Source organism: Facklamia sp. P13055 (assembly GCF_050409445.1).
Taxonomy (GTDB): Bacteria; Bacillota; Bacilli; order Lactobacillales; family Aerococcaceae; genus Facklamia.
The window spans coordinates 115,800-138,886 of record NZ_JBNUPL010000001.1 but is presented as its reverse complement, the minus strand read 5'-3'; the positions used below and the strand labels follow the sequence as shown (position 1 = coordinate 138,886).

Sequence of the window (23,087 nt, the reverse complement as noted above, 5' to 3'; positions counted from 1 at the left end):
TTAAAACTGGTTAGGCTCTTTTTATTTCTAATAGTGCATTAGTGTGAAATACTTGTGATCTCCCAACTTCTCTTTTCCTTTTAAGTCATCTAACTCAATAAGAAAAGCACACCCTGCGACAATTCCTCCAAGATTTTCCACTAATTGGATAGTTGCTTGAATGGTTCCACCTGTTGCTAATAAATCATCGGTTATTAAGACTCTTTGGCCCGGTTGAATAGCATCTTTGTGGATTTGTAAGACATTTGATCCGTATTCTAAACTATAGTCTACTTCAATTGTTTCTCTAGGAAGTTTACCTTTTTTACGGACAGGGGCAAAGCCCACTCCAAGCGCATAAGCAACTGGGCATCCAATAATAAAACCACGCGCTTCAGGCCCTACGACCATGTCCACCTTTAATTCTCTAGCATAGTCTACTATCTCTTGAGTCGCTGCTTCAAAAGCGGGACCATTTCCCATGAGAGGTGTGATATCACGGAAAATAATACCTTCTTCTGGGTAATTATCAACACGAGCGATATAGTTTGTATAATCCATTTTAAGTCTCCTTATTTATCCAGCTTTTCACTTGATCAAGTGTTTGAAAATTCAATAATTTTTCTGCTTCCATGGCTTCTTGATACTTGCTCATGGCAGGCAACTCCATTAAATCAAGTTTGTTGGCTTGCTTAAGCTGGTTCATGATTACAAGTCCATCTTTTATTGTAACAAAACCCGCCTCAAAAAACACCACAATCATTGTTTTTATTTTTATTAATGGAATTGATAAATAGCTAGAAAGAACTTGTAAATCTTTTAGTTGAAGACTACCTTCTTGCTTAAGCAGTTGGAACAATTTTGCAAAGTCTTGACGCTGGGGCAAGCCTGCTAAATATCTGGATTCTACAACAACACTGGCTAAATAAATTTTTTCCCATCCGTGACTCTTTAAAAGTTTTTTTAGTTTATTAAGATTTTGGGGGGGCTCAATCAACACTAGATTTTCATATTTAAAATTAATGGGTAATGCTTCATAATTAATCAATTGATAGTCGTTTTTCAACTGTTCAGAAAAGAGTGCCGCATTTTTTTTATCTTGAAAACAATAAACCACCTCAGACAGCTGTTTTAATTTATCAAAATGTGTTTTCCCTCGGTAATCAATCCACAATTGCCCTTCCAAATTAAAATCTTTGACAATTAATTGACATTCTTTTTGTTGTTTCCATTCGTTAATTGACAGTTCTCCAACCATATCCAACTGAATACCCAATTGACAATCTTCAAAGTCATCCGCCATACTAAACGCTATGGCAGCTAGTGAGTTTGCAGTGCCTGATTGATTAAATTTCATTTTAACATGTTGTTTATTCGCTCCAATTACTCTTTTTTCAATCATCTTTAAGTCCTTAAATAAAACAATAGGCTTAGGATTATGCATACCGAAAGGTCCTAATTTTTGAATCTCTTCGATTAATTTTAAATTAATATCTGTCAAACTTAGTCTAGCATCAACCGACAAGGAAGTTTTGGCTAAAATTTGATCTTTGTGTTTATCAGCTAACTGGCTTAATTCAGTCTGAAATTTTTGCCAATTATCTTCTTCAATTGTCATACCAGCCGCTTGGCTATGACCACCAAAATGCTTTAATAGTCCTTTTAGCTGACTAAGATTTTTGAAAAGATTAAAGTTTTCTTTTGATCTAGCTGAACCTTTATACTGATGATTTTTCTTGTCAAAGTTGAAAAGTAGGCATGGGCGCTGGTATTTATCACAAATGCGACTAGCTACAATTCCTAAAACTCCGGGATGCCAATTTGGAGAAGTCTGGCAAATAATTCGAGGCAACTCCTTTAAAACATCTAATTTTGATGTAACTTCTTGATAAATTTGAGTGACTAATTGCTGTCTTTTATAATTTTCCTGTTCAATAAACTCAAGCCACTGACTAGCCTCTTGCTCGGTAAAAGCTGCCAACCAATCGAATCCCGGTCGAGGATCTCCCAACCGTCCCACAGCATTGAGTCGAGGACCAATAATAAAACCAATCGTTTCGGCAGATATATCATCTTTTGACTGTAATTGTTGGTTTAATAGAAGCTGTAGTCCGGGCCGCTGAGTAACTTCTAACTGATGGATTCCTCCAATAACAATTGTTCGATTTTCATCTAAGAGAGAGACCATATCAGCAACCGTACCAATAGCTGCTAAATCTAACATTTCTATTGGTATTTCACCAAGGATGGCTGTTGCTACTTTAAATGCGACACCTGCTCCAGATAAATCTCCAAAAGGATAACTTCCCTGAGGGTGACGAGGATGTATGATGGCATATGCAGCTGGCAGCGTTTCCTGTAACTCGTGATGGTCAGTTACAATAACGTCGACCTTCTTTTCTTGAGCAAATTCAATTGCTTCATGACCTGCCACTCCATTATCAACCGTGATGATTAATTGAACCCCTTCTTCAATAAACTCTTGATAACGATCGATATTGGGACCGTAGCCATCTTTAAAACGATTGGGTAGATAGACTCGACTGTCAGCTCCTAAAGCATCTAAAGCCTCTTTTAAAATTAAAGAAGAAGTGATTCCATCTGCATCATAATCACCATAAATCAAAATTTTTTCTCCCTTTTCAATGGCTAAATGGATGCGTTTTACTGCTATATCCATTTGATATAAGGCAAAGGGGTCATGATATAAAGTTGGCTCTTGTTCGGTGGCTTTTTTTATTGCCGATAGATCATGAAGACCACGATTAAAACAGATTGCTAAAAAAGCGGGCGAATAGTCTTCTCCCGCTATTAATAATTTTTGATAGTTTTGATTTCCATTTAAATTTTCTGGCAATTGCCATTGGTATTTAGACAACATCGTTATTCTCCTTACACATCATAAACTCATTAATTAAGTGGGATTTCATATTCATCAAAGTCATTAACAAGATGACTGTTAGGAAAAATAGAACAAGCTTCTTTTTCAAGTTGCTTGAGAGCCTTGCCTAAGTAGCGAGCTGAAATATGATTGAGATAAAGAGCCTCTACTTGACTATCTTTAGCCACTTGGGCTGCTTGATGACTGGTCGAATGGTAATAAGCTCTTGCCATTTTTTCTTCCGCTGCTTCATGAGTAGCCTCATGGACTAAAGCATTCGCTTTTCTGGCTAAGACTTTAGAATTCTGACAATAACGGGTATCCCCCAAAATGGTAACGATTCTACCAGGTCGATCCGGAGCAAGAAAATTCTGGCCATCTATCCATCTGCCATCTTCTAATTGAACACGTTCTCCGCGTTTGAGTTGACCATAAATTGGACCATTAGGTATCTCAAATTTTTTCAACTCTTCAACTAAAAGTTGACCAGGTAAATCTGGTTCTTCTACTCGGTAGCCAAAAGAAAGAATCCCATGTTCTAAAGGTAAATAATTAACCTTCCAGCCATTATCAAAGATTAACTCGCCACCTCGGTCTACCAACTCTGTTATTTTTAAACTGTATGCAAGTTTGGATTTTGAATATTTTAAGGAAATCTTAATAAAATCTTTTATCCCCTTAGGTCCATAAACTTCTAAACAGTCTTCTCCACCTTGAAAAGATCTTGAACTTAGAAGTCCTGGCAAGCCAAAAATATGGTCTCCATGAAGATGAGTAATAAAAATTTTAGTTATTTTTCTAGGTCGAATGGTTGTTTCCAAGATTTGATGCTGGGTTGCTTCTCCACAATCAAATAACCAGATTTCATTCAACTCATCTAATAACTTTAAAGCCAGCGAAGAAACATTTCTTTGTCTGGATGGAATCCCAGCACCTGTGCCTAAAAAATGTAATTTCATATTTCCATCAACCTCTTTCTATGACTAGCGCTGACGGTATATCTCCTTAGCGATAAATTTAGATAACTCCAATGACCCCTCATCATTTAGATGAACGCCATCTTCAGCAAACCATTCAGCGTGTCCACGGGCATAATTCGCCCAGTCTATAATTCTAACATTTCCATATTCTTGAGCCGCTCTTACCAATTGACGGTTAGCATCATCTGTCCAAATGCGATCAACCAAAACGTTGACATAATACTGATCACGGTCTAGACCGACTGCTTGAATATAATCATCCATTTGACCAACTGTAAATGTTCCATTAGAGCCTAACATGGTTACCACAGTAGGCTTTAATCCGCCTGTTTGATTGAGACCATATACCGTATCATAAGATTCATAAAGTTGTCGACCGACTTTCGGATCAAAAACAGCCTTAGGAAATACATCATTCAAGCGCTCGGTGGCTGCAGCTAAAGTTGAATCCCCTATGAAAGTTATCTCCAATGCATTAGCATAGAGTAAGACTTCTTGATCTAAGCCTTCGATATTATTAACAACTACTTGTCTTTCTTCAGTTTTTCTTGACTCTTCAGCAATATTCATATTGTTTTCAATAATGGCTTGAATTTCCTTACTTGATTCTACACCCTTAGCTGGTGAAGAAATAGCCAGAGCGATGACCCCCATCACGACATTAAAAATATAACACGCTGTGATAAATTTCACTACTCTTAATGATTGAGGGTGAGAGCTTAAATAATCAAATTGATGCTTCATTTTGCGCCAATTAAAGTCTTGTCCAATTGGAAGACTAATTCTGCGCTTTTCAAATAATTGGTAAGTAATTTCAGCTAAAATAATGATCAAAAGCAACTGAAAACCATAATTTAACCATGGAGACCTATTCATAAAGCTAATGTTTTGAGGCATTAAAAGATAGACAGGATAGTACCATAGATAGTAAGAAAAAGATCGTTGGCCTATCCAGGTAAATAGTTTAAAACGAAAGATTTTGTTCCAAATAGTTGCTGGATGAATACTTGAAACAACAATTACAGCAGAAATCAAAGAAAACAAAGTTAAACCAAAACGATAAGCAAAAGGTTTGGTTGCAAACATGAATTTAATCATGAAGAAAGCAAAAATGACTGCAAGTAAACCCATAAGATTCATGGTCATAATTTTCTTTGATGAAATCTTTTTAGGTGATAAATTAACTGGAAGAGCTAATCCTAAAGAACCCCCAAGAGTAAAAGCAGATAATCTTGTTAAAAGGTCATAGTAAATTCGGGTAGGATCTTGGTTATCTTTATAAAGATAGCCCATTAAAAAAGCGGATAAGGCTGAAATAATCAATAACATACGAATAGTTACTTGAGGTTTTTTATGCCAACTGTAAAGTAAAAATATTAAAATAGGTGTTAAAATAACCAATTGTCCATATAAAGAGACGTACCACAAATGTGTAAAGGGACTTGGATTAGCCGCTTGAACAAAGTAAGACTGTTGATTAAAAATCTGATAATAATTGTTAATAAATGTGAGTGAACTTAATCCCATCCACCGAATATTAGATAAAAAATCACGGTTAAAAAGTAAAATATAGGTAGACGTAGTTAAAACTACGAATAAAGTAGGGAAAAAAAGTCTTTCAAAACGCTTATATATAAATTGCCAAAAGGACTCTTTTCTAGCTTGTATATCTTTTAAATAAAAATGTCTAAAGTTAAAAAAACCAGCTATGAAAAGAAATAGATTAACTGCAAGGAAACCACCTGGAACAATATGTTCAAAGTAGTAATAAGCAATGATTAGCAGTATTGCGATTCCCTTAAGACCGTCAAAAATTGGGATACGCCCTTGTTTAACTTTATTTTGCATATTAAAACCACCTAATCAATAAACTCAAATTGATAATCCTCTAAGTAAACTGTATCGCCATTTTTCGCGCCAGCTTCTCTCAAGGCTTGATCGACACCCATTGATCGCAGTTGACGTGCAAAGCGTTGTAAACTTTCATCATGAGCTGTATTGGTCATTTTATAAAGCTTGATAATCTTTTCACCTTCTAATTCCCAATAACCTTCTTCAAGTTTACGAACAGTAAAATCAGGGCTTTCGTCGATCGTATAATTTTTATGATCACTTTCTTTTTCCTCCAAAGGTATAAAGTCACTGGAGGCAACTAATTGAGCTGTTGCTCGCATCAATGAATCAATTCCCTGGGCTTGCCAAGCTGAAATTTGATAAATTTTTGGAATAGAAAGATTTAAATTCTGATAATAATCAGATATTTTTTCTTCAAATACTTTTAAATTATCTTTAGCTTGATCTAAATCCATTTTATTAGCCACAATCAACATGGGTCTTTCTAAAAGACGAGGATGATAATTAGCTAACTCTTGCATAATAGAAGAAAAATCTTCAAAGGGATCGCGTTCATGTACCGCTGCCATATCCACAATATGTAATAACGTTTTAGTTCTTTCAATGTGGCGTAAGAAATCAATACCTAAACCAACACCATCAGAAGCACCATCAATAAGGCCCGGCATGTCTGCAACGACAAATTCCTGACCATCAGCAATTTTAACCACTCCCAAGTTGGGTACTAAGGTAGTAAATTGATAATCTGCTACTTTGGGTTTAGCATTAGAAATAATGGACAATAGGGTTGATTTGCCCACGCTTGGATAACCAACCAAGCCCACATCTGCTAGAACTTTAAGTTCCAATTGTAACTCCAAGGCTTGACCTGGTTCTCCATTTTCAGCAATTGAAGGAGCAGGGTTTTTATGCGTGGCAAAGCGTATGTTTCCACGCCCCCCTCTCCCTCCTTTAGCAACAATTACTTCTTGTCCATGGTCCACTAAATCGGCAATGAGTCTACCGCTTGCTTCGTCATAAACAGAGGTTCCTGGTGGAACTTTTACATAAAGGTCTTCTGCATTCGCTCCATATTTACTCTTACTCATTCCATTATCCCCGTTATGCGCTTTGAATTGACGATTGTATCTAAAATCCATCAAAGTATGAAGGCCTTCATCCACTCGAAAAATGACATCGCCACCGCGGCCGCCATCTCCTCCTGCAGGTCCACCATCTGGTCGATATTTTTCTCTTAGGAAAGCGACCATTCCGTCGCCACCTTTACCAGCAATTACCTTCACTTTTGCGCGATCTAAAAAGGTAGACATTATTATCGCTCCTTTACTCTTATTTATGGACCACTTTTCTAGGATCCATGAGACTGAGAATTGTTTGTGTTAATTGGTACATCATTTGATAGCGATTATGGCGAAGAGCTTCTTGGTCAGCGTTAACCATATGTAGTTCTAAATATGAAGCAATCATTGGACTAATGCTTTCAAAATATTCCATTAATCTTGAGGTGTCTTGTAAGTCCTCTATTGCCACTATCTTTTCAATTAAGTCCTTTTCTAGTTGACTTTCAGCTAGGTTATCAGTGATTTTAACTTGCTCGCTAACCTTTTCACCTAAATTAACTACTCGTGCCAAGTTTTCAATCATTTTTGAAAACTCAACCGGTTTGGCAGCTTTGAAGTCTTGTAAACTTTTAGCCGTTTCTTTTATTTTTACAGGATTTAGTTGTTTTTGTGCGAGTGCTGCTTGAATAATATCGTAATCCATTCCTAGATTACCTAATCTAACTTGAATCCGAGCTTCTATAAAACTAAGCAAATCATTTAAGTAATCGGCTGCTGAATCAGCATCTTCATGGTTAATCTTCACTAACAAGCTCTTTAAATCGATATTCCAAGATTGGTCTAAAAGAATGTCAATTAATCCCATGGCTTGTCTTCTTAATGCATAAGGATCATTAGACCCTGTTGGTATCATATCCGCTTTGAAGTAAGCAATTAGACTGTCTAATTTATCTGCAATCGATAAGGCGGCAGCCGCAGGTTTATCAGGTAATTTCCCTCCAGCCGAAGTTGGTAGGTATTGCTGAGCAATTGCTTGCGCTACACTATCTTCTTCACCATAATGTTTGGCATAAATCCCACCAATGACACCTTGTAATTCGGCAAACTCATTTACCGCTTGAGTCACAAGATCAAACTTGTAAATCTCACTAGCACGCAAAATGGTCTTTTGATCTTGAGCAGATAAATCGATAAAATCCATCAATTCTTCAAGCAGGTGTTTAACACGTTCTTGTTTTTGACTATAAGTACCTAACTTAAAATGCTCTTTCAAGCTTGATAATTTAGCTAAGTCTTCTTTTAAAGATAATTTTAAATCTTCTTGGTAAAAGAATAAACCATCTGCTAAACGAGCTCTTAATACCTTTTGATTACCTTTAATGACTTGATCAATGTGCTGATCATTACCATTTCGTACTGAAATAAAATAAGGCAACAATTCTTTGCTTTTAGGATCTAAAACATAAAAATAACGTTGATGATCACGCATTGCTGTGATGACCATTTCTTGGGGAATTTCTAAATATTTTTCCTCAAAACTGCCGTAAAAAGCAGTTGGCCACTCGACAATGGCTGTTACCTCTTCTAGTAATTCATCATTTTCCGGTATAACCCAGCCCCTTTCATCTTCAATCGCTTGAATTTGCTGGTAAATCTTCTCTTGTCGTTTTTCAAAACTGGCAATCACATACATCTTTTCTAGTGCGTTTTCATAGTCACGACTATTTTTAATTACAACTTTGTCATTTTTAGTTAGAAAACGATGACCATGTGAAAAATTATTCGCCTGAATACCAGCAAATTCAAAGTTAATCACCTGATCTTCTAGTAATGAAAGTATCCAATGAATCGGACGAATATATTCTAAATTTAAATCTGACCACCGCATGGTAACTGGGAAATGCATACTGGCAAGAACAGTTGGGATAGCTTTTAACACTTCTTCTACTTTCTTCTGCTCAGCCACCTTATTCACAAAGAGGTAGTCAGTTCCTTTAACTTCTTTAACAAATAAGTCTTCCTCTTGACAGGCTTGACCTTTTAAGAAGCCCAATGCAGCTTTCGTCAGATTCCCTTCGTTATCTTGTCCAACTTTTACGGACGGTCCTCTTACTTCTTCTTCTAAAGCTGATTGCTGATCAGATAAACCTTCTACTCTTAGAGCTAATCTTCTAGGAGTTGCGTAAGTTTCAATGGATTGAAAGCTGATTCTTTCTTCTGCAAGAAATGCTGCAAGTTTTTCGGCTAATTGATCACGCAATTTCAATAAAAATCTAGCTGGAATTTCTTCCATTCCTACTTCTAATAAATAATCTCTCATAGCAATCCTCCTAGTTCTTATTTTCTTTTAATAATGGAAATCCAAGTTTTTCTCTTTCTTGTACGAAGGTCTTAGCAATACCGCGAGCTAATTTACGAACACGTCCTAAATAAGCAGGGCGATCTGATGCCGAAATCATCCCTCTAGCATCCATTAAATTGAAGGTATGACTGGTCTTTAAAATATAATCATAGGCTGGATGAACTAAGTTTTCCTCAAGTAAACGGTTGGCTTCTTTTTCATAAGCTTCATACTGCTTCATTAATAAGTCAGTATCAGCTAATTCAAAAGAATATTTAGACTGCTCATATTCTTGTTGGAAAAAGATTTCGCCATACTTCACGCCTTTGGCCCACTCTAAATCATAGACATTTTCCACATCAAAAATATACATAGCAAGACGCTCCAAGCCATAAGTAATCTCTGACATTACCGGATCACACTTTAATCCCCCCACTTGTTGGAAGTAGGTAAATTGAGTCACTTCCATACCATCAATCCATACTTCCCATCCCAGTCCCGCACAACCCAAGGAAGGGTTTTCCCAATTATCTTCTACAAACCGTATATCATGCTCTAGGGGATCAATGCCTAATTCAATCAATGAATCCAGGTAATATTCTTGTATAGCAAGAGGAGAAGGCTTCATAACCACTTGAAACTGATGGTGTTGGTATAAGCGGTTAGGATTTTCACCGTATCTTCCATCAGCAGGTCGTCTTGACGGTTCGACATAAGCGGCATTCCAAGGTTCTGGTCCATTAGCCCTTAAAAAGGTATAGGGGCTCATGGTTCCGGCTCCTTTTTCAGTATCATAGGATTGAAGGATCAAACATCCTTTCTTTGACCAAAAGTTTTGCAAGGTTAAAATCATATCTTGTAACGATTCAACTGCCATTTTGACACCTCTTTCTTAAAATAAAAGTCCCTATGACCCCCTTTGGAGGTCATAGGGACGAAATAAATTCGCGGTTCCACCCTAATTCTAGTTAGACTAGCACTCTTAAAATTCATTTGTTAACCCAAAGGACCATTCGATTTGCTCTAGCTTTCACCTGCCTAGAGTCGCTTTACTATCTTCTTTTAATTGCTTTGGCTTGTTAAAATTCTACTAATTATAAAGCTTTTTGTCAATTATCTTCCTTGATTTTTACTGATTTTCAATTGGTCGGCTACTTTATATAATTGATTGAGATAAGATTCTCCTTTTAATTTAATCCCTACTTGTTCATGGTAGATGGTGAAGATCAATTCATCAATTTTTTTGTAAGAAAGGTCTGAAATTGAGACTTGTCCTAATTGATTCAGTTTAATTTCATTAAAGAGTTGTAAAATTTTGACTTGCTTAGAACTAAGATGCATTCGGTTGGGATCTTTATCTAAATGGTTATGACACAAAACACCCAAATGGACCATCGAAAAGTCCTCAATCCTCTGGCTCGATCCGCAGACTACACAATTTTTCATATTTAATTGAAGCCCGAAGCGTTGCAAAAGTTTAAGTTGCAAAAGTAATTGAATAGGCCGGGCATCTTCACGCTCATTGAGACTGCTTAGAGTAGCTTGGAAAAAATCAAATAGCTGTTGATCTTTGCTATTATCATCCACACTGGCATCCACTAGTTGACTTATATAAGCAGCATGCGCTTGCTTAAAGGGATCAGATTGAATGGATCGAAAGAGGTTAAGGGTTTGACCTTCTTTCAAAAAGGACAAACCCTGTTGGTTAATAGTTCCCCAATATTGATGTTCTGTCAATGGGATTAAATGCTTTTTAAGGGGATGATTGAGTGACTGTAAACCTCTTACAAAAAACATTTTAGTACCAAATTCACGTGTAAAAATTTTAACTAGACTATCTTTTTCGCGGTACGGCCGAATAAACAAAACAATTCCGGTAAATTTTTCGTTCATTGGCACTCTCCTTATTAATAATTCTCACTCTGATAGCCCAATTCATTTAAATTACTTTGACGATCCCGCCAATCTTTTTGCACCTTGACCCATAAGTCTAAATAGACTTTGGTTGCTAAAAGCTTTTCAATATCACGTCGTGCCAGATGACCTATCTTTTTAATCATTGATCCTTGAGCACCAATAATTATTCCCTTTTGGCTTTTACGTTCCACGATTATTGTAGCTAGTACTTCTACCTTGTCATCAGCATTTTTTTGCATGGATTGGACTTGGACGGCTACTGAATGAGGAATTTCTTCGCGTGTTAACATTAAAATCTTTTCACGAATTAACTCCGCAACGAGGAAATACTCAGGATGATCCATTACCTGGTCAGCCGGGTAATATTGGGGGCCATCTGGCAAGCTGAGTGTCAGTTGGTCTAATAAAGCTTCGACATTTTCACCTGTAAGTGCAGATAAAGGGATAATCTGATCAAAATCATAAGCATCTTGATATTTAGTGATAATATCAAAAAGCAAATTTTTTTCAATCAGATCTACTTTATTAATAACTAAAAAGACTGGTTGCTGGACATCTTTTAAACGATTGATAATAAATTGATCGCCAGGTCCTATTTTTTCTGTCGCATTGACTACCATAATCACTGCATCCACCCCACTCAAAGAGGAATAGGCTGTTTTTATCATGAAGTCTCCTAAAGCATGCTTGGGTTTATGGATTCCGGGGGTATCAATAAAAATGATTTGTGAGTCTTCACGGGTATAGACACCCTGAATTTTATTGCGGGTTGTTTGGGCTTTATCAGACATAATCGCTATTTTTTGGCCAATAATTTGATTTAATAAAGTTGATTTCCCAACATTGGGACGGCCAAGAATAGCTACAAAACCCGATTTAAAATCTTTTTTCATTTAAACTCCTTTAGTATGATTAATTGTCACCTTTTAAAATAAATAGGGGAGAAATAGTATAGCCCCGATTATAATGGAAATGATTGCTGTCATTAAAACAGAAGCAGCAGCGATATCTTTTGCCTTTTTCGCTAAGGGATGCCATTGGTCTGCTACAATTAAATCAATAACCGCTTCTATTGCTGTATTGATTAATTCGGAAAAGATAACAAGGCCAATAGTTAATAGTAAAATCGTCCATTTCAGTGGTTCAAATTTAAAATAAAAGGCTAAAAGGACTGCCACTAAAGCAAAAAATAAGTGGATTTTTAGATTTCTTTCACTTTTAATTGCTTGAAAAAATCCTTGGCTGGCACAAATAAAAGACTGGAAAAAATTTGAATTCTTAAAAGGATTATCTTGTGAGTCCATATTCACTCAGCACCTCTTCTTGAATTGCAAACATCTCTTTCTCAGTTTCAATGGTTTGGTGATCATAACCATTTAAGTGTAAGAAACCGTGGACAGCTAGAAATCCCAACTCTCTTTCTAGAGAGTGGTTGTATTCACTGGCTTGTTCAAGCGCTCGTTCGATTGAAATAATAATATCTCCCAAGTGAAGATTGATTGGCTCTTGAACTTCATTTGAGTTGATAACTGACCAATCTATTGGTTCTTCCCCCTCCATTAAAGCAAAAGATAGCACATCCGTTGCTCGGTCAATACCACGGTAGTCGCGATTCAATTGGCGAATGGTGTGATTATCGACGATGGTTATGTCTAATTCTGCTTGAGTAGGAGCAGCGATTTTTAAGCCTGCTTGATCAATTAAGTCTAAGATAATCTGTTTTTGTTTTTCAGTCAGCCTCTGACCTTCATCAATTAATTCAACTTGCATTTTCTTCTCCTTATTTAGGATATTCCACACGTGTGTGATACATACTAGCTATCCCTAAAATTAGTGACTTTCTTACTGTTTTTAGTTCATCAACCGTCAACCCACAATCGGCAAATTGGCCATCGTTAATCTTACTCGCAATTATGGAATCCAGTAATTCTTCAATACTCTTTTGAGTATGTTCTTTCATTGTTCGAGAGGCTGCTTCCATTGAATCTGCAATCATCACTATAGCGGATTCTTTTGATTGTGGAATCGGGCCAGGATATCTAAAGGTCTCTGGATTAATAGGCATTTTTTGCTCTTTAGCTTGGTAATAAAAATAGCTAGTCATGGTTGTGCCATGGTGTTCTTTACATAAATCAATAACAGACTGAGGCATACGGTACTCTTCTAATAATTTTACACCTTGAGCAACATGATCAATAATAATTTTAGCAGACTCATCTGGCCCTACCATGCGGTGAGGTGATTCAATGCCTCCAGATAAGTTTTCAACGAAGAATAGGGGATGGACTGTCTTTCCAACATCATGATAGTAAGAGGCTACCCGGGTGGTCAAGGAATCCCCGCCTATGGCTTCCACGGCATTCGCTGCTAAATTAGCCACCATAATTGAATGATGATAGGTTCCCGGTGCTTTTTCAATCAACAATTTTAATAAGGGATGATTTAAATTAGCTAACTGATTCATCGTCATGGCTGAACGACTGGATAAAAGTTGCTCCCAGTAGGGTTCAAAAACAGCGATTAATAACAAGCCAAGTAAATTAGCTGCAATTGTCATTATTAGGATGATAAAAGCCTGACGAGATAATATAGGAATTGTAAGAACAGCCATTAGAGGCAAAGCAATTATGAACTGCCAAATGATATTTAAGGCCACTCTTTTTTCTACTTTCATCGCCTGACGATCAGAAAAAGTAGTCAGTAAAACGGAAACAATGGTAGTAAATAGGTAAAATAAACTGATGAAGGTTACAACAGTTTGATTGTCTAAATCACTAACTATAAAAATAGCAAAGATATTAATAAATAGAAATGCTAACAATGTTACTTTATAGGAAGATTTTTCTTTTAAATATCCTGGTAAAATCATCAAAGGTAGAAGCAACATACCATACTCTAGACCTGCCTGTTGGAAGAAATGTCCCATCTTGGCCATGATCAACGACCCAAAAACAATAATCATATAAGCAGTAGCCTGCATATTCGCACGGCTTAAATCTGTCCAATTTAATTTATCAGAAAAGATATAAACGAATAGAAAAGCATGGACAAAAATTAATAGAACAAAGACTGGCATAAGATATTGCTTAGTCGATGCATCCAAGTAACCAAACATCTCAAGTTGTCGCATATTATTTTGATTAATAATATGACCTTCTTGAACAATAACTTGTCCTTGTAGAATATAAGATGTTTGAACTTTGGAAGCTGCTTCTTCCTTTAAGCGATTTGTTTCTGACTCCGAATATACCATCGTTGGTTTTATCAAGGCGCCTAAAAAGTTTAAAGTCGTTTGCTGAGCAAGCTCTGACATATCGGAAGATGTGATTTGTAAACGATATTTGTCCAACTCTTTATCAACTTGATCAGGACCTAATTCTTGAGCAAGACTCTCGGATATAAAATCAGTTAAATTCGATTGTAATTCAGATAGTTCTAAGGGACTGATTTTAAAAACTTGATCAATTGAGCGGTTAGAAAGCTGATCAAACAAATTAAAAACATTTTCATCTACCATTTGTAATTGTGCTTGAATCACTGTTCGCTTTTGCTCCTCGGATAAATTATCGAAGTTGGTTTTTTTAGTTGGTAAATTATTGACCTTTTCATTAAAAGATTGATCCAGTGGCTTTTCTTTAGATGCATTCTTTAAAGAATCAATTACACCGTCTCGTGAGTACTTACCATTACGAGCCTCACGAACAAAGCCAAAAAACTGCTCAATCCGCGTAATTTCCTGAATCCTGATATCTTCTTGATATAAATAGATATCATTAATAGCATCCTTAGCTCTTTGTTGATTGGCTTTTGTCTGCTCAACATCTTCCATCGTCACAGGCGCTAAAATTGTTTCATCTGCTACTTGATTCAATTCAAAGTGATAAACTTCTGGTTTGACGTGTTGATAGCCAATTAAAAAAATTGCTAAGGATAGTATGAATGTTATAAGAGGTATAAAGACTTTACCTAAACGCTCATGAAGTAACTGTAGTCGACGATTCATTTTCTTCTCTCCTTAGAAGGTTTTCAATCATGGGTTCTTTGCTATAAGCTCTAATAATATCCGCAACTACTGGATGACGAACCACATCGAACTCATCAAAAGATACAAATTCAATGCGTTTAACCTTTCTTAATTTATGATAGGCGTCAATCAATCCAGATTTTACCCCTTTAGGTAGGTCAATTTGTGACTGATCGCCATTTATAATCATTTTTGAGCCAAAGCCTAATCGAGTTAAGAACATTTTCATTTGTGCAATTGTTGTATTTTGAGCCTCATCTAAAATAACAAAAGCATCGTCTAGGGTTCGACCTCTCATATAAGCCAATGGCGCAATTTCGATAATGCCTCTTTCCATTAGACGGTTGGTTTGTTCCGTTCCGTAAATGTTATATAAGGCATCGTATATTGGTCTTAAGTAAGGATCTACTTTTTCTTTCAAATCACCTGGTAAGAAACCAAGGTTTTCTCCAGCTTCGACTGCTGGGCGTGTCAGTATTATTTTTTTCACTTTACCTTCTCGCATAGCCTGGACAGCCATCAAAACAGCCAAGTAGGTCTTTCCAGTTCCAGCAGGTCCCATACCAAAGACAACGTCTTGTCGGTTAACAGCTCTAACGTATTGTAACTGTCCAAAGTTTTTGGCACGAATAGCTGTTCCATCTGCAGAACGACCCACCACTTCTTCGTAAAGGTTGAGAAAAAAATCTAATTTATTACTTTTTGCCATTTTAATGGCTGTCATGACATCCATGGATCGAGGGGTGATTCGCCTTTCCAAAAGTTGAATAAGGTTTAGGAGGATTTGACGAACAGACTCCACTGTCTCTTCACGCTCACCAATAATGTTAATTATTTCACCGCGGTTGGTTATTTCTACTTCGAAACTATCTTCAATCATACGTATGTATTTATCATGATTGCCCAACAAGGAAATTAGCCAATCTGTGTTTGTGACGGTGACTTGTTTTGAGAATTTTTCGTTGTTATTCAAATAGTCGTCTCCTTTATTAATAAACTAAGTTAAGATTACCATAAAATGCTTATAAAATGGAATAAAAGACCGATATATTAATACTTATTATGATATTTTTTAAAAATAAAAAAGAACCAGAAAACTGATTCTTTTTAAACAGAATATTTTATTCTATATTGTTGCTTAGGCGATACGCTTAAAACTTGCGTTTACGAGCTGCTTCTGATTTCTTTTTACGTCGAACACTTGGCTTTTCGTAAAATTCACGCTTACGAGCCTCTCTCAAAGTACCGGTTTTAGAAACGTTACGCTTAAAGCGACGAAGAGCGTCATCCAATGATTCGTTATCACGAACTACTGTTTTTGACATCTGGTTCCCCTCCCCCCGAGCTTATAGTAACCTTTCCTTAGAAATAATAATCTAAACAAAGTCCTCTCTATATTATAGCATGAATCTAAAGCTTTTCAAGAACAAAGAAAAACTTTTGTGAAGTTTATGCGGGATTATCTTGTAATACTTCTTTACATTCAGCACACAGGCCAAAGACTTCAAAGCGGTGACTCCTTATTTCAACTGAAGATAAATCGGTTGTAATATGTTGCATGGGACAAGCATCAAGTAGAATTGTTTTACCACAATTGGTGCAAATAAAATGATGGTGATGGTGATGGTCTGTGCCGTGAGTTAAATGGCAATTATATCGAAATAGTTGTTCTTGTTGGTATTCTGTCGTTTCAAGAATACCCACTTCAACGAAATCATAGAGGTTACGATAAGTAGTATTATAAGACATGGTCGGATACTTCTCTTCCAATGCTTTATGAATGCCCAAAGCAGATAGGTAGCGTTGGTTTTCAGCAAAAAGGGAAAGTATTTCTCGGCGCTTCTTGGTCATTTTAAATCCTTCTTTTTTTAGAGTCTTTAAACCTTGATCAATAAGTTGTTGAACTTCTGGAGCTAACTGACCTTCATTTAATCTAACTTCTTTCAATTCTGTCACCTCTTTCAAGAAATATGGTAAACTTAAATTAATTCATTAACTGGATAGCCATTAGGAATCAAGCAAATCCGTTACCACTTCATTTTTTATCATATCGGATTCAATTGGTGAGACCACCTTAAGAGTTGCTAAAGCAGTAGCCTATCAATTCCCATATGTTCATATATTATTGCACAAATATGTCTTCATTTCAACAAGCTCGCGCTTGCAAGGGGTTCTACAAGAGGCTAAAAATCATCAAGCTAAAGAGGCCGAATCTTTTTGCATAATGAATAATTTACATTTCTTTAATTTATCACCACCCTTTACTCAAGTGGTATCACAACTTACCGGAAAAACAAGTCAAACTATCGGTGCTCAAAACGAGTTAAACCATGAATATTTTGACCGTATTAATGCCGTGGAATTTGCCATGCGCTATGCTGATGGAAAAGAGCCCAAAATTTTTATCGAAGCAGATATTATCTTATTAGCTGTCTCACACCCTTCAAAAACACCCCTAAATGTTGACGTAAAAACATTTAGGGGTTATTATCATTGCCATTGTTGATATTTTTCTTTTAAATAACTCGTAATATCCATTTGATAACTGCTATTTAATTTTTCTGAAGACAAAGCCTTAGACACATCATTAAAAACTACTTGATGTCCCTCTTTTAACAATAGAGCCCGATTTCCATATTTTTTAGCAAGACTCAAATCGTGCATAACTGTAATAATGGATCGTCCTGGCTGCTGCAACCACTCTTTAAGTATTCTAAAAAGGTTTTGCTCATATATTAAGTCTAAATGATTACTTGGTTCATCTAATATTAATAACTTAGGATCCTGTAAAAAAAGTTGAGCTAAGTATGCTCGCTGCCTTTCTCCTCCTGATAAGCTTTGAACTGATCGCTTACGCTTTTGATATAGATTGGTTTGAAGCAGGACTCTTTCAAGCGCCTCTTGATCTATGTCTGTCCAGCTCTTAAACCAGCCTTTAAGATGTGGGTAGCGTCCCATACGCACTAATTCTTCTACAGTAAAATCAAAGTCTGAACCAGGATGTTGATCTAAAACACCAAAAATCATTGCCTTTTGATTGCTTTTTAAAAGCCGAAGGTTGCTGCCATAGATCTCAATTTCTCCAGTGTAGGGATTTTGACCAGATAGAGCTTTTATTAATGAGGTTTTTCCTGATCCGTTTGGTCCACAAATCATCAACCAATCACCCTCGGCTACTTCAAAATTAATGTCATGTAAAATTATTTTTTTATCTAATTCCATTTTGAGTTTATTAACTTTAAGCATTACGCTTCCCCCTAGCAAAGATAAGAATAAAAATACAGCTGCCAAATAAGGAAGTGATTGCCCCTATTGGTATTTCAAGGGGGGAGGCAATGGTGCGAGCTAATAAATCGGTTACCACCATAAAGTTACCACCAATAAATAGAGTCCAAGGAATCAAACGTCTATGATTGGAGCCTACAATTAAACGACTAATATGGGGGGTTATTAAACCTACAAAAGGTATCGAACCGCCTATTGAAACAGCAACACCAATCAAGATGGAAGTGGCAATAAACAATTTAATTCGAACAGAGACTATGTTTATCCCAATATTTCTTGCGATGTTTTCCCCCATTGAAAAAGCGTTCAATTCTTGCCATTTCATAACAATATAGCCACCCATTATTATGACGCAAACACCCATTACCCAAACATCGGTATACCTGGAGCCTGAAAGCGACCCTAAAGTCCAAAAAACTAAAGAAGGCAGCTTTTCTTTGCTGATAATCATTAAAATATTCATTAATGAAGAGACCAGCATGGTAAAGACGATTCCAGTTAAGATAACAGTCATATTCTTTAACTGTTTATCCAAATAATAAGAAAAAGATAAAATCAATACTAGTGATCCAAAAGCAAAGATCACCGCCATCAAAAAGATTCCTTGCCTTTGGATAAAGGAAGGAATCCCAATGACGATAGCAATGCCAGCACCCAAGCTTGCTCCAGCTGAAACTCCCAAGGTAGAGCCATCAGCCAAGGGGTTCATTAACAAGCTTTGCATGGTCATTCCACTCAAAGAAAGGGCCATGCCGATTAAAAAAGCAGTGAGTAAACGAGGTAGTCTAACAGCAAGTAAGATGGTTGCCTGTTGTTCCAAGTCGGTCATTGATTGATTTAAGACTTGATTTTCTAGCACTTGATACAAGTCAGTAAAAGAAATTTTCACACTTCCTATAATCAAAGCCATAGCTAGTATTAAGAGAGTTGTCGACACCATCAGGACTAACTTTACGACACTTTTTTTAGCTGATTGTGAAAGCTGCCAGCTCTTATTCTGTGCCATAAACTAGATCATATAATTCTTTGACAGCATCCATCAAGCGCGGTCCAGGTCTAGTGAAAGCAGAATTGTCTACTGCAAAAACTTTATCATTTTTTACAGCTGAAAGGTCATCCCATTCTTTGCGTTGCATAATTTCTTCTTCAGGAGAAGGAGCCTCTTCATCCATAGGAAGAGAAGTAGTAATGATTACTTGTGGATTGGCTAATAAAACTTGTTCTTCTGAGACTTCAACAAAGGATTTTTGATCTGCAAAAACATTTTCTAAATTCAACATCTGTCCAATTTCATCCATGAAGGTTTCAGAACCAGCAGTCCATAAGCCAAACTCTAGCGGAGAAACTTCATAATAAACACTCTTAGATTCTTCTTCTTGGTCAGCTTTTTCTTCAAACTCTTTAAAGACTGTTTCCATTTCTTCAATTAATTGGTCTGCTTCTTCTTCTTTACCAACTAATTGACCGAGCAAATCGATTGCTTCATAGACTTCCTCAATTGTCTGGGCATCTGTCACCAAGACGGTAATTCCTGCGTCTTCAATAGCAGTCATTTGATCTTCAGTTAAGGACATAGCAGTCATCACAACCACTTCTGGGTCTAGGGCAATAATTTCTTCAATATTTAAATTTTCACCAGTAGCGATAGCTGGAATCTCTTCCACTTCATCTGCCGGGAAGTCTACATAAGTTCCTCGACCCACAATAGTGTCTCCCGCTCCTATTTCAAAGAGTATCTCAGCATCTGCTGGCATTAAAGTAACAATTTCATCAACGGGTCCCTCTTCAAGCACAACTTCTCTACCAACCATATCGGTCAATGTGAGAACCGTCGTTTCTTCACTAGATACCATTTGTCCGGTAAACAGAGTCATCACAAACATCATTAAAACAGCAATTTTTTTATTCATTTAATTTTCTCCTTTATTTCTTTAATTTTTTTTACTTTATATTCACTGCAATTCCTGAAACCACCCAATAAACTAAGTTCGCTTGTCTGGCAATTTCTTGATTCATTAAACCATGAATATTTCTGAAAATGCGCCCGAGTTTATACTCTGGAACTAATCCTAGACCTAGCTCATTTGACACAATGATAAAATCCGTTGATGAAGCTTTTATTTCTTTTAAAAAAGCATTAAGCTCTTCCATAACAAAATCTTCTAGCTTTTGGATTTGCTCACCCTTTAGTTCATTGACATACTCATCAAAAGATAGTTCTTGATTGTTAGCTAAGAATTGCCATTTATCAAAAAGAATATTGGTTAGCCAAACCGTCATACAATCGACTAAAGCAATTTGATAATTATTTGAAAGTTGCTTAACCAATTGATCCAAATCATGAGCCTGTTCATAAGTATCCCAATCTTTGGGTCTTGATAAACGATGTTTTTCAATACTCCTTTTTACTTCTGAATCAGAAAACTTATTGGCTTGGGTTGCTATATAAGCAATATTTTGAAGCTTTCGTCTATAAATTTCTTCTTGAGCTAATCTAGATTTACCAGATTTAGCTCCTCCAGTATAATAAATAATTTCCCCCATTCACTCACTTCCTAAACATCGATATATTTATTTTTGTTAGACCTTCAAAAAGTCGCAAAGCTAACAATATATTAGCAAGAGTAGCTAGCTTTAAGGGCCAAAAGAAACTTACCAGCATTGCAGCCCCTAAAATCGGTTGAAAACATAGAAGTGGTAATAAAACATTAAACAAGCAGGCGCCTAGAGTTGGAAGAATAACCGGCCATATTTCAAAGATTTATATTTACGATAAATCATAACAAAATTAATCTGAGCTAGTATCATAAGTGCCATTAATAAAAGATAAGTGGAATACTTAAGGGAAAAGCTGAGCTCATTGCCGTTGTTAAATGTCCTATAGCACCAACTATCGCGCCAGCAGATCTTCTCATAGCTAGCAAGAGTATAAAAGCTGAACTTGAATCAAAAGCTACTGTCAAGAATAGCTTGAACTGTGCTAAGATGATTGACAATGACATCATATGAGCAAGGGTTACTAAATCTTTTGCCTTCATCTTACCTCCTTAAAAAAACCAGACTAGCTACTTGTCTGGTTAATAAACGTATTTGTTAACGAACCTTGTTACGAGACCTTGAGAAATAACAATCATCCTTGATAAAATAGGTAATCTGACTTAGATTTTCATCCATACAGTAGCAAGGGACTGCGCACGATTCTCACGTGCTTCCCCTATTCTATCTTAATTATCAAAGAGCTTAGCATCATTATAGCATAATTATTAAAGAAAATAACAATCCTAATTCTTATTAAAAAGAAGTAAAACAAACAGCATATAAATGATTTGACCAATTAAAGCAGCAGCTCCCATGGTATCTCCTGTCATACCTGAAATTTTATGATACACGAAATAGCGATAAAAATACATGGTAAGCAAAAGACTTATATAACTAAGTAGATACGGCCACCCTAATAGGAAAAAGAAGGCCATTGTTAAAATCTGACTGGCCACAATTTTCCAAGTAGAAACGCCTAGGAAAAGACTACCTAAGCCATTGGGGTTATCACCAACATACACTAACTGATAAAACATTAAGGGTAAACAGCTACGACCACTGGCAGCCCAAGCAATAACAAAGACTATTTCATTTTCAAAATAATTAATTAAAAACTCTCTTCCTAAAACAAAGGTAAGTAAAATAGTCGAAATTAAGATCAAAGCACCATTGGCTCCAATTGCTGAATCTTTCATAATTCGAACCATCTCATCAGCTTTTTTAGAGGATAATAGTCCGTCAGCAGTATCAGCCAAAGCATCATAATGAAAGCCTCTAGTTAGTAAAATATCCAAGATAATTAATAGAGACCATGCGATGGTGGATGAGAAAAAGTTACGAAATAAAAAAAAGAACAAAGCAAAGATTCCGGCATATATAAAAGCAAAAGCTGGGAAATAGATTACCCCTTTTTTTAATTTAGTAGCTGCTTGATCGACTGATTGATTAATTGGGATTGCTGTAAAAAATTGAAAATATAAAATAATAGACTCAATCAATATAGCTCACCCACCCATTTAATATCTTTAAAAATTGTCAATAAATTAGCTTTAAAAGCTGGTTTTATTACAATTAAGAGAGATGTTGCAGGCCCTGCTGATTGATAAAATTGAGGTAAGTCTTGACCTAATCTAAAATCAAGTTGGTTAAATTTAGCCACTTGCTGTGCTTCAGCAATCGCACCTTGAGACCCAATTGGAACTATTTCATGAATGACATCTTTAAGATTTAATAAGTGGTAAAGCTCTTGATAACTAACTATTTGATCGACCTGGTCAATTAAATCCTGACCCATTAAAGGTTTTCCTATTTGATAGACTTGATCCCCTGGTTGGACTTTTTTTATTTTTAAATCAGCAATTTTGGCCTTTGCAAGCAAGGTGAGTCCAAGGGATGTCATCTTAGTTGGCATATTTTCCTCAGTTGAGCCATTCATTGCTAAATCAAAAAGACCTGCTAATGCCAGTTCTTTTTTTATACCATCAAGCATTAAATCTCCAGTTGGATTCATTTCATTGCCAAACATATTTATTAATAATTGTGGCTGGGCGTTTACAGAAAGAACCTCCATAAGTACCACGCGAACAGCAAAAGCTGCAGTAATTTGGGGTGAAACGCTTAAAACATCAGCTTCTTTTTGGCCGATTGAAGCTGAAGTGTCACAAGCAATAACTAAGGACTCATCATTACTTAATGGCATAATATGTATATCACGATATTTTTCCAT

Annotated in this window: 23 protein-coding genes and 1 riboswitch; of the genes, 1 reads left to right on the top strand and 22 read right to left on the bottom strand. The window is 36.3% G+C overall.

All coding sequences use genetic code 11. The features are described from left to right. Positions 1 to 27: 27 nt before the first annotated feature. From ACQV2O_RS00650 to ACQV2O_RS00580, 15 genes are all read right to left on the bottom strand, one after another. Positions 28 to 540, bottom strand: a complete 513-nt coding sequence (locus tag ACQV2O_RS00650) for an adenine phosphoribosyltransferase (protein WP_428873806.1) — start codon at positions 538 to 540, stop codon at positions 28 to 30. Between the two features lies 1 nt (position 541). Continuing rightward, positions 542 to 2,860, bottom strand: coding sequence for a single-stranded-DNA-specific exonuclease RecJ (gene recJ, locus ACQV2O_RS00645; protein WP_428874682.1), 2,319 nt, complete (start codon positions 2,858 to 2,860; stop codon positions 542 to 544). Between the two features lie 29 nt (positions 2,861 to 2,889). Beyond that, on the bottom strand, positions 2,890 to 3,819 hold the full coding sequence (gene rnz, locus ACQV2O_RS00640) for a ribonuclease Z (RefSeq protein ID WP_428873808.1): 930 nt from the start codon (positions 3,817 to 3,819) through the stop codon (positions 2,890 to 2,892). 24 nt (positions 3,820 to 3,843) lie between these two features. Further along, positions 3,844 to 5,688, bottom strand: a complete 1,845-nt coding sequence (locus tag ACQV2O_RS00635; protein WP_428873809.1) for an acyltransferase family protein — start codon at positions 5,686 to 5,688, stop codon at positions 3,844 to 3,846. Between the two features lie 11 nt (positions 5,689 to 5,699). Continuing rightward, positions 5,700 to 7,004, bottom strand: a complete 1,305-nt coding sequence (gene obgE / locus ACQV2O_RS00630; RefSeq protein ID WP_428874681.1) for a GTPase ObgE — start codon at positions 7,002 to 7,004, stop codon at positions 5,700 to 5,702. Positions 7,005 to 7,023: 19 nt separating this feature from the next. Beyond that, positions 7,024 to 9,075 (bottom strand): glycine--tRNA ligase subunit beta, encoded by a 2,052-nt coding sequence (gene glyS / locus ACQV2O_RS00625; RefSeq protein WP_428874680.1) that lies wholly within the window; start codon positions 9,073 to 9,075, stop codon positions 7,024 to 7,026. Between the two features lie 10 nt (positions 9,076 to 9,085). Further along, positions 9,086 to 9,973 (bottom strand): glycine--tRNA ligase subunit alpha, encoded by an 888-nt coding sequence (gene glyQ, locus ACQV2O_RS00620; RefSeq protein ID WP_428874679.1) that lies wholly within the window; start codon positions 9,971 to 9,973, stop codon positions 9,086 to 9,088. A 236-nt stretch (positions 9,974 to 10,209) separates the two neighbouring features. Then, the gene (gene recO / locus ACQV2O_RS00615; protein ID WP_428874678.1) at positions 10,210 to 10,989 is read right to left on the bottom strand and encodes a DNA repair protein RecO; all 780 of its coding nucleotides are present in this window, start codon (positions 10,987 to 10,989) and stop codon (positions 10,210 to 10,212) included. Positions 10,990 to 11,003: 14 nt separating this feature from the next. Further along, complete coding sequence (era, locus tag ACQV2O_RS00610) at positions 11,004 to 11,906, bottom strand: GTPase Era (RefSeq protein WP_428873814.1); 903 nt, start codon at positions 11,904 to 11,906, stop codon at positions 11,004 to 11,006. A 33-nt stretch (positions 11,907 to 11,939) separates the two neighbouring features. Then, complete coding sequence (locus tag ACQV2O_RS00605; protein WP_428873815.1) at positions 11,940 to 12,317, bottom strand: diacylglycerol kinase family protein; 378 nt, start codon at positions 12,315 to 12,317, stop codon at positions 11,940 to 11,942. Further along, the gene (gene ybeY / locus ACQV2O_RS00600) at positions 12,301 to 12,783 is read right to left on the bottom strand and encodes an rRNA maturation RNase YbeY (protein ID WP_428874677.1); all 483 of its coding nucleotides are present in this window, start codon (positions 12,781 to 12,783) and stop codon (positions 12,301 to 12,303) included. Before ybeY ends, ACQV2O_RS00605 begins: the two co-directional genes overlap by 17 nt. A 10-nt stretch (positions 12,784 to 12,793) precedes the next feature. Then, positions 12,794 to 15,016 carry an HD family phosphohydrolase gene (locus ACQV2O_RS00595; RefSeq protein ID WP_428874676.1) on the bottom strand — a complete coding sequence of 741 codons (2,223 nt, stop codon included), beginning with the start codon at positions 15,014 to 15,016 and terminating at the stop codon, positions 12,794 to 12,796. Beyond that, a complete protein-coding gene (locus ACQV2O_RS00590; protein WP_428874675.1) occupies positions 14,988 to 16,010 on the bottom strand; it encodes a PhoH family protein in 1,023 nt (340 codons plus the stop codon). The genes ACQV2O_RS00595 and ACQV2O_RS00590 overlap by 29 nt, the downstream gene beginning before the upstream one ends. A gap of 178 nt (positions 16,011 to 16,188) precedes the next feature. Then, positions 16,189 to 16,362 carry a 30S ribosomal protein S21 gene (rpsU, locus tag ACQV2O_RS00585; RefSeq protein WP_066126806.1) on the bottom strand — a complete coding sequence of 58 codons (174 nt, stop codon included), beginning with the start codon at positions 16,360 to 16,362 and terminating at the stop codon, positions 16,189 to 16,191. Between the two features lie 124 nt (positions 16,363 to 16,486). Continuing rightward, entirely contained in the window at positions 16,487 to 16,984 is a 498-nt protein-coding gene (locus ACQV2O_RS00580; RefSeq protein WP_428873819.1) for a Fur family transcriptional regulator, read from the bottom strand. Positions 16,985 to 17,081: 97 nt separating this feature from the next. Here ACQV2O_RS00580 and ACQV2O_RS00575 point away from each other — a divergent pair, with 97 nt between their 5' ends. Continuing rightward, a complete protein-coding gene (locus tag ACQV2O_RS00575; RefSeq protein WP_428874740.1) occupies positions 17,082 to 17,543 on the top strand; it encodes a kinase/pyrophosphorylase in 462 nt (153 codons plus the stop codon). On the opposite strand, the gene ACQV2O_RS00570 is transcribed toward ACQV2O_RS00575, so the two are convergent. The 7 genes from ACQV2O_RS00570 to ACQV2O_RS00540 form a co-directional block, all read right to left on the bottom strand. Beyond that, a complete protein-coding gene (locus ACQV2O_RS00570; protein WP_428873820.1) occupies positions 17,528 to 18,283 on the bottom strand; it encodes an ABC transporter ATP-binding protein in 756 nt (251 codons plus the stop codon). The two genes, ACQV2O_RS00575 and ACQV2O_RS00570, sit on opposite strands and share 16 nt — an antisense overlap. Beyond that, positions 18,276 to 19,328, bottom strand: a complete 1,053-nt coding sequence (locus tag ACQV2O_RS00565; RefSeq protein WP_428874674.1) for a FecCD family ABC transporter permease — start codon at positions 19,326 to 19,328, stop codon at positions 18,276 to 18,278. Before ACQV2O_RS00565 ends, ACQV2O_RS00570 begins: the two co-directional genes overlap by 8 nt. Then, positions 19,315 to 20,232, bottom strand: coding sequence for an ABC transporter substrate-binding protein (locus tag ACQV2O_RS00560; protein ID WP_428873822.1), 918 nt, complete (start codon positions 20,230 to 20,232; stop codon positions 19,315 to 19,317). Before ACQV2O_RS00560 ends, ACQV2O_RS00565 begins: the two co-directional genes overlap by 14 nt. Before the next feature lie 31 nt (positions 20,233 to 20,263). After that, positions 20,264 to 20,866: a bifunctional adenosylcobinamide kinase/adenosylcobinamide-phosphate guanylyltransferase gene (gene cobU / locus ACQV2O_RS00555; RefSeq protein ID WP_428874672.1), complete on the bottom strand. Its 603-nt coding sequence runs from the start codon at positions 20,864 to 20,866 to the stop codon at positions 20,264 to 20,266. A 272-nt stretch (positions 20,867 to 21,138) separates the two neighbouring features. Further along, the gene (locus ACQV2O_RS00550; protein WP_428874671.1) at positions 21,139 to 21,360 is read right to left on the bottom strand and encodes a hypothetical protein; all 222 of its coding nucleotides are present in this window, start codon (positions 21,358 to 21,360) and stop codon (positions 21,139 to 21,141) included. A 100-nt stretch (positions 21,361 to 21,460) separates the two neighbouring features. Beyond that, positions 21,461 to 21,555, bottom strand: a riboswitch (adenosylcobalamin-variant (AdoCbl-variant) riboswitch). A 48-nt stretch (positions 21,556 to 21,603) separates the two neighbouring features. Then, positions 21,604 to 22,359: an adenosylcobinamide-GDP ribazoletransferase gene (locus ACQV2O_RS00545; RefSeq protein WP_428874670.1), complete on the bottom strand. Its 756-nt coding sequence runs from the start codon at positions 22,357 to 22,359 to the stop codon at positions 21,604 to 21,606. Next, complete coding sequence (locus tag ACQV2O_RS00540; protein ID WP_428874669.1) at positions 22,356 to 23,087, bottom strand: hypothetical protein; 732 nt, start codon at positions 23,085 to 23,087, stop codon at positions 22,356 to 22,358. Before ACQV2O_RS00540 ends, ACQV2O_RS00545 begins: the two co-directional genes overlap by 4 nt.

What these genes read in the sequence shown, in the direction of transcription:
- ACQV2O_RS00570 (WP_428873820.1), bottom strand. Translation starts at nt 18,283, where the DNA reads ATGCTTAAAGTTAATAAACTCAAAATGGAATTAGATAAAAAAATAATT.
- ACQV2O_RS00595 (WP_428874676.1), bottom strand. Translation starts at nt 15,016, where the DNA reads ATGAATCGTCGACTACAGTTACTTCATGAGCGTTTAGGTAAAGTCTTT.
- ACQV2O_RS00550 (WP_428874671.1), bottom strand. Translation starts at nt 21,360, where the DNA reads ATGAAGGCAAAAGATTTAGTAACCCTTGCTCATATGATGTCATTGTCA.
- ACQV2O_RS00605 (WP_428873815.1), bottom strand. Translation starts at nt 12,317, where the DNA reads ATGGACTCACAAGATAATCCTTTTAAGAATTCAAATTTTTTCCAGTCT.
- rpsU (WP_066126806.1), bottom strand. Translation starts at nt 16,362, where the DNA reads ATGTCAAAAACAGTAGTTCGTGATAACGAATCATTGGATGACGCTCTT.
- recJ (WP_428874682.1), bottom strand. Translation starts at nt 2,860, where the DNA reads ATGTTGTCTAAATACCAATGGCAATTGCCAGAAAATTTAAATGGAAAT.
- era (WP_428873814.1), bottom strand. Translation starts at nt 11,906, where the DNA reads ATGAAAAAAGATTTTAAATCGGGTTTTGTAGCTATTCTTGGCCGTCCC.
- obgE (WP_428874681.1), bottom strand. Translation starts at nt 7,004, where the DNA reads ATGTCTACCTTTTTAGATCGCGCAAAAGTGAAGGTAATTGCTGGTAAA.
- ACQV2O_RS00560 (WP_428873822.1), bottom strand. Translation starts at nt 20,232, where the DNA reads ATGAATAAAAAAATTGCTGTTTTAATGATGTTTGTGATGACTCTGTTT.
- ACQV2O_RS00635 (WP_428873809.1), bottom strand. Translation starts at nt 5,688, where the DNA reads ATGCAAAATAAAGTTAAACAAGGGCGTATCCCAATTTTTGACGGTCTT.
- glyQ (WP_428874679.1), bottom strand. Translation starts at nt 9,973, where the DNA reads ATGGCAGTTGAATCGTTACAAGATATGATTTTAACCTTGCAAAACTTT.
- ACQV2O_RS00565 (WP_428874674.1), bottom strand. Translation starts at nt 19,328, where the DNA reads ATGGCACAGAATAAGAGCTGGCAGCTTTCACAATCAGCTAAAAAAAGT.
- ACQV2O_RS00540 (WP_428874669.1), bottom strand. Translation starts at nt 23,087, where the DNA reads ATGGAAAAATATCGTGATATACATATTATGCCATTAAGTAATGATGAG.
- rnz (WP_428873808.1), bottom strand. Translation starts at nt 3,819, where the DNA reads ATGAAATTACATTTTTTAGGCACAGGTGCTGGGATTCCATCCAGACAA.
- glyS (WP_428874680.1), bottom strand. Translation starts at nt 9,075, where the DNA reads ATGAGAGATTATTTATTAGAAGTAGGAATGGAAGAAATTCCAGCTAGA.
- ACQV2O_RS00650 (WP_428873806.1), bottom strand. Translation starts at nt 540, where the DNA reads ATGGATTATACAAACTATATCGCTCGTGTTGATAATTACCCAGAAGAA.
- cobU (WP_428874672.1), bottom strand. Translation starts at nt 20,866, where the DNA reads ATGGGGGAAATTATTTATTATACTGGAGGAGCTAAATCTGGTAAATCT.
- ybeY (WP_428874677.1), bottom strand. Translation starts at nt 12,783, where the DNA reads ATGCAAGTTGAATTAATTGATGAAGGTCAGAGGCTGACTGAAAAACAA.
- recO (WP_428874678.1), bottom strand. Translation starts at nt 10,989, where the DNA reads ATGAACGAAAAATTTACCGGAATTGTTTTGTTTATTCGGCCGTACCGC.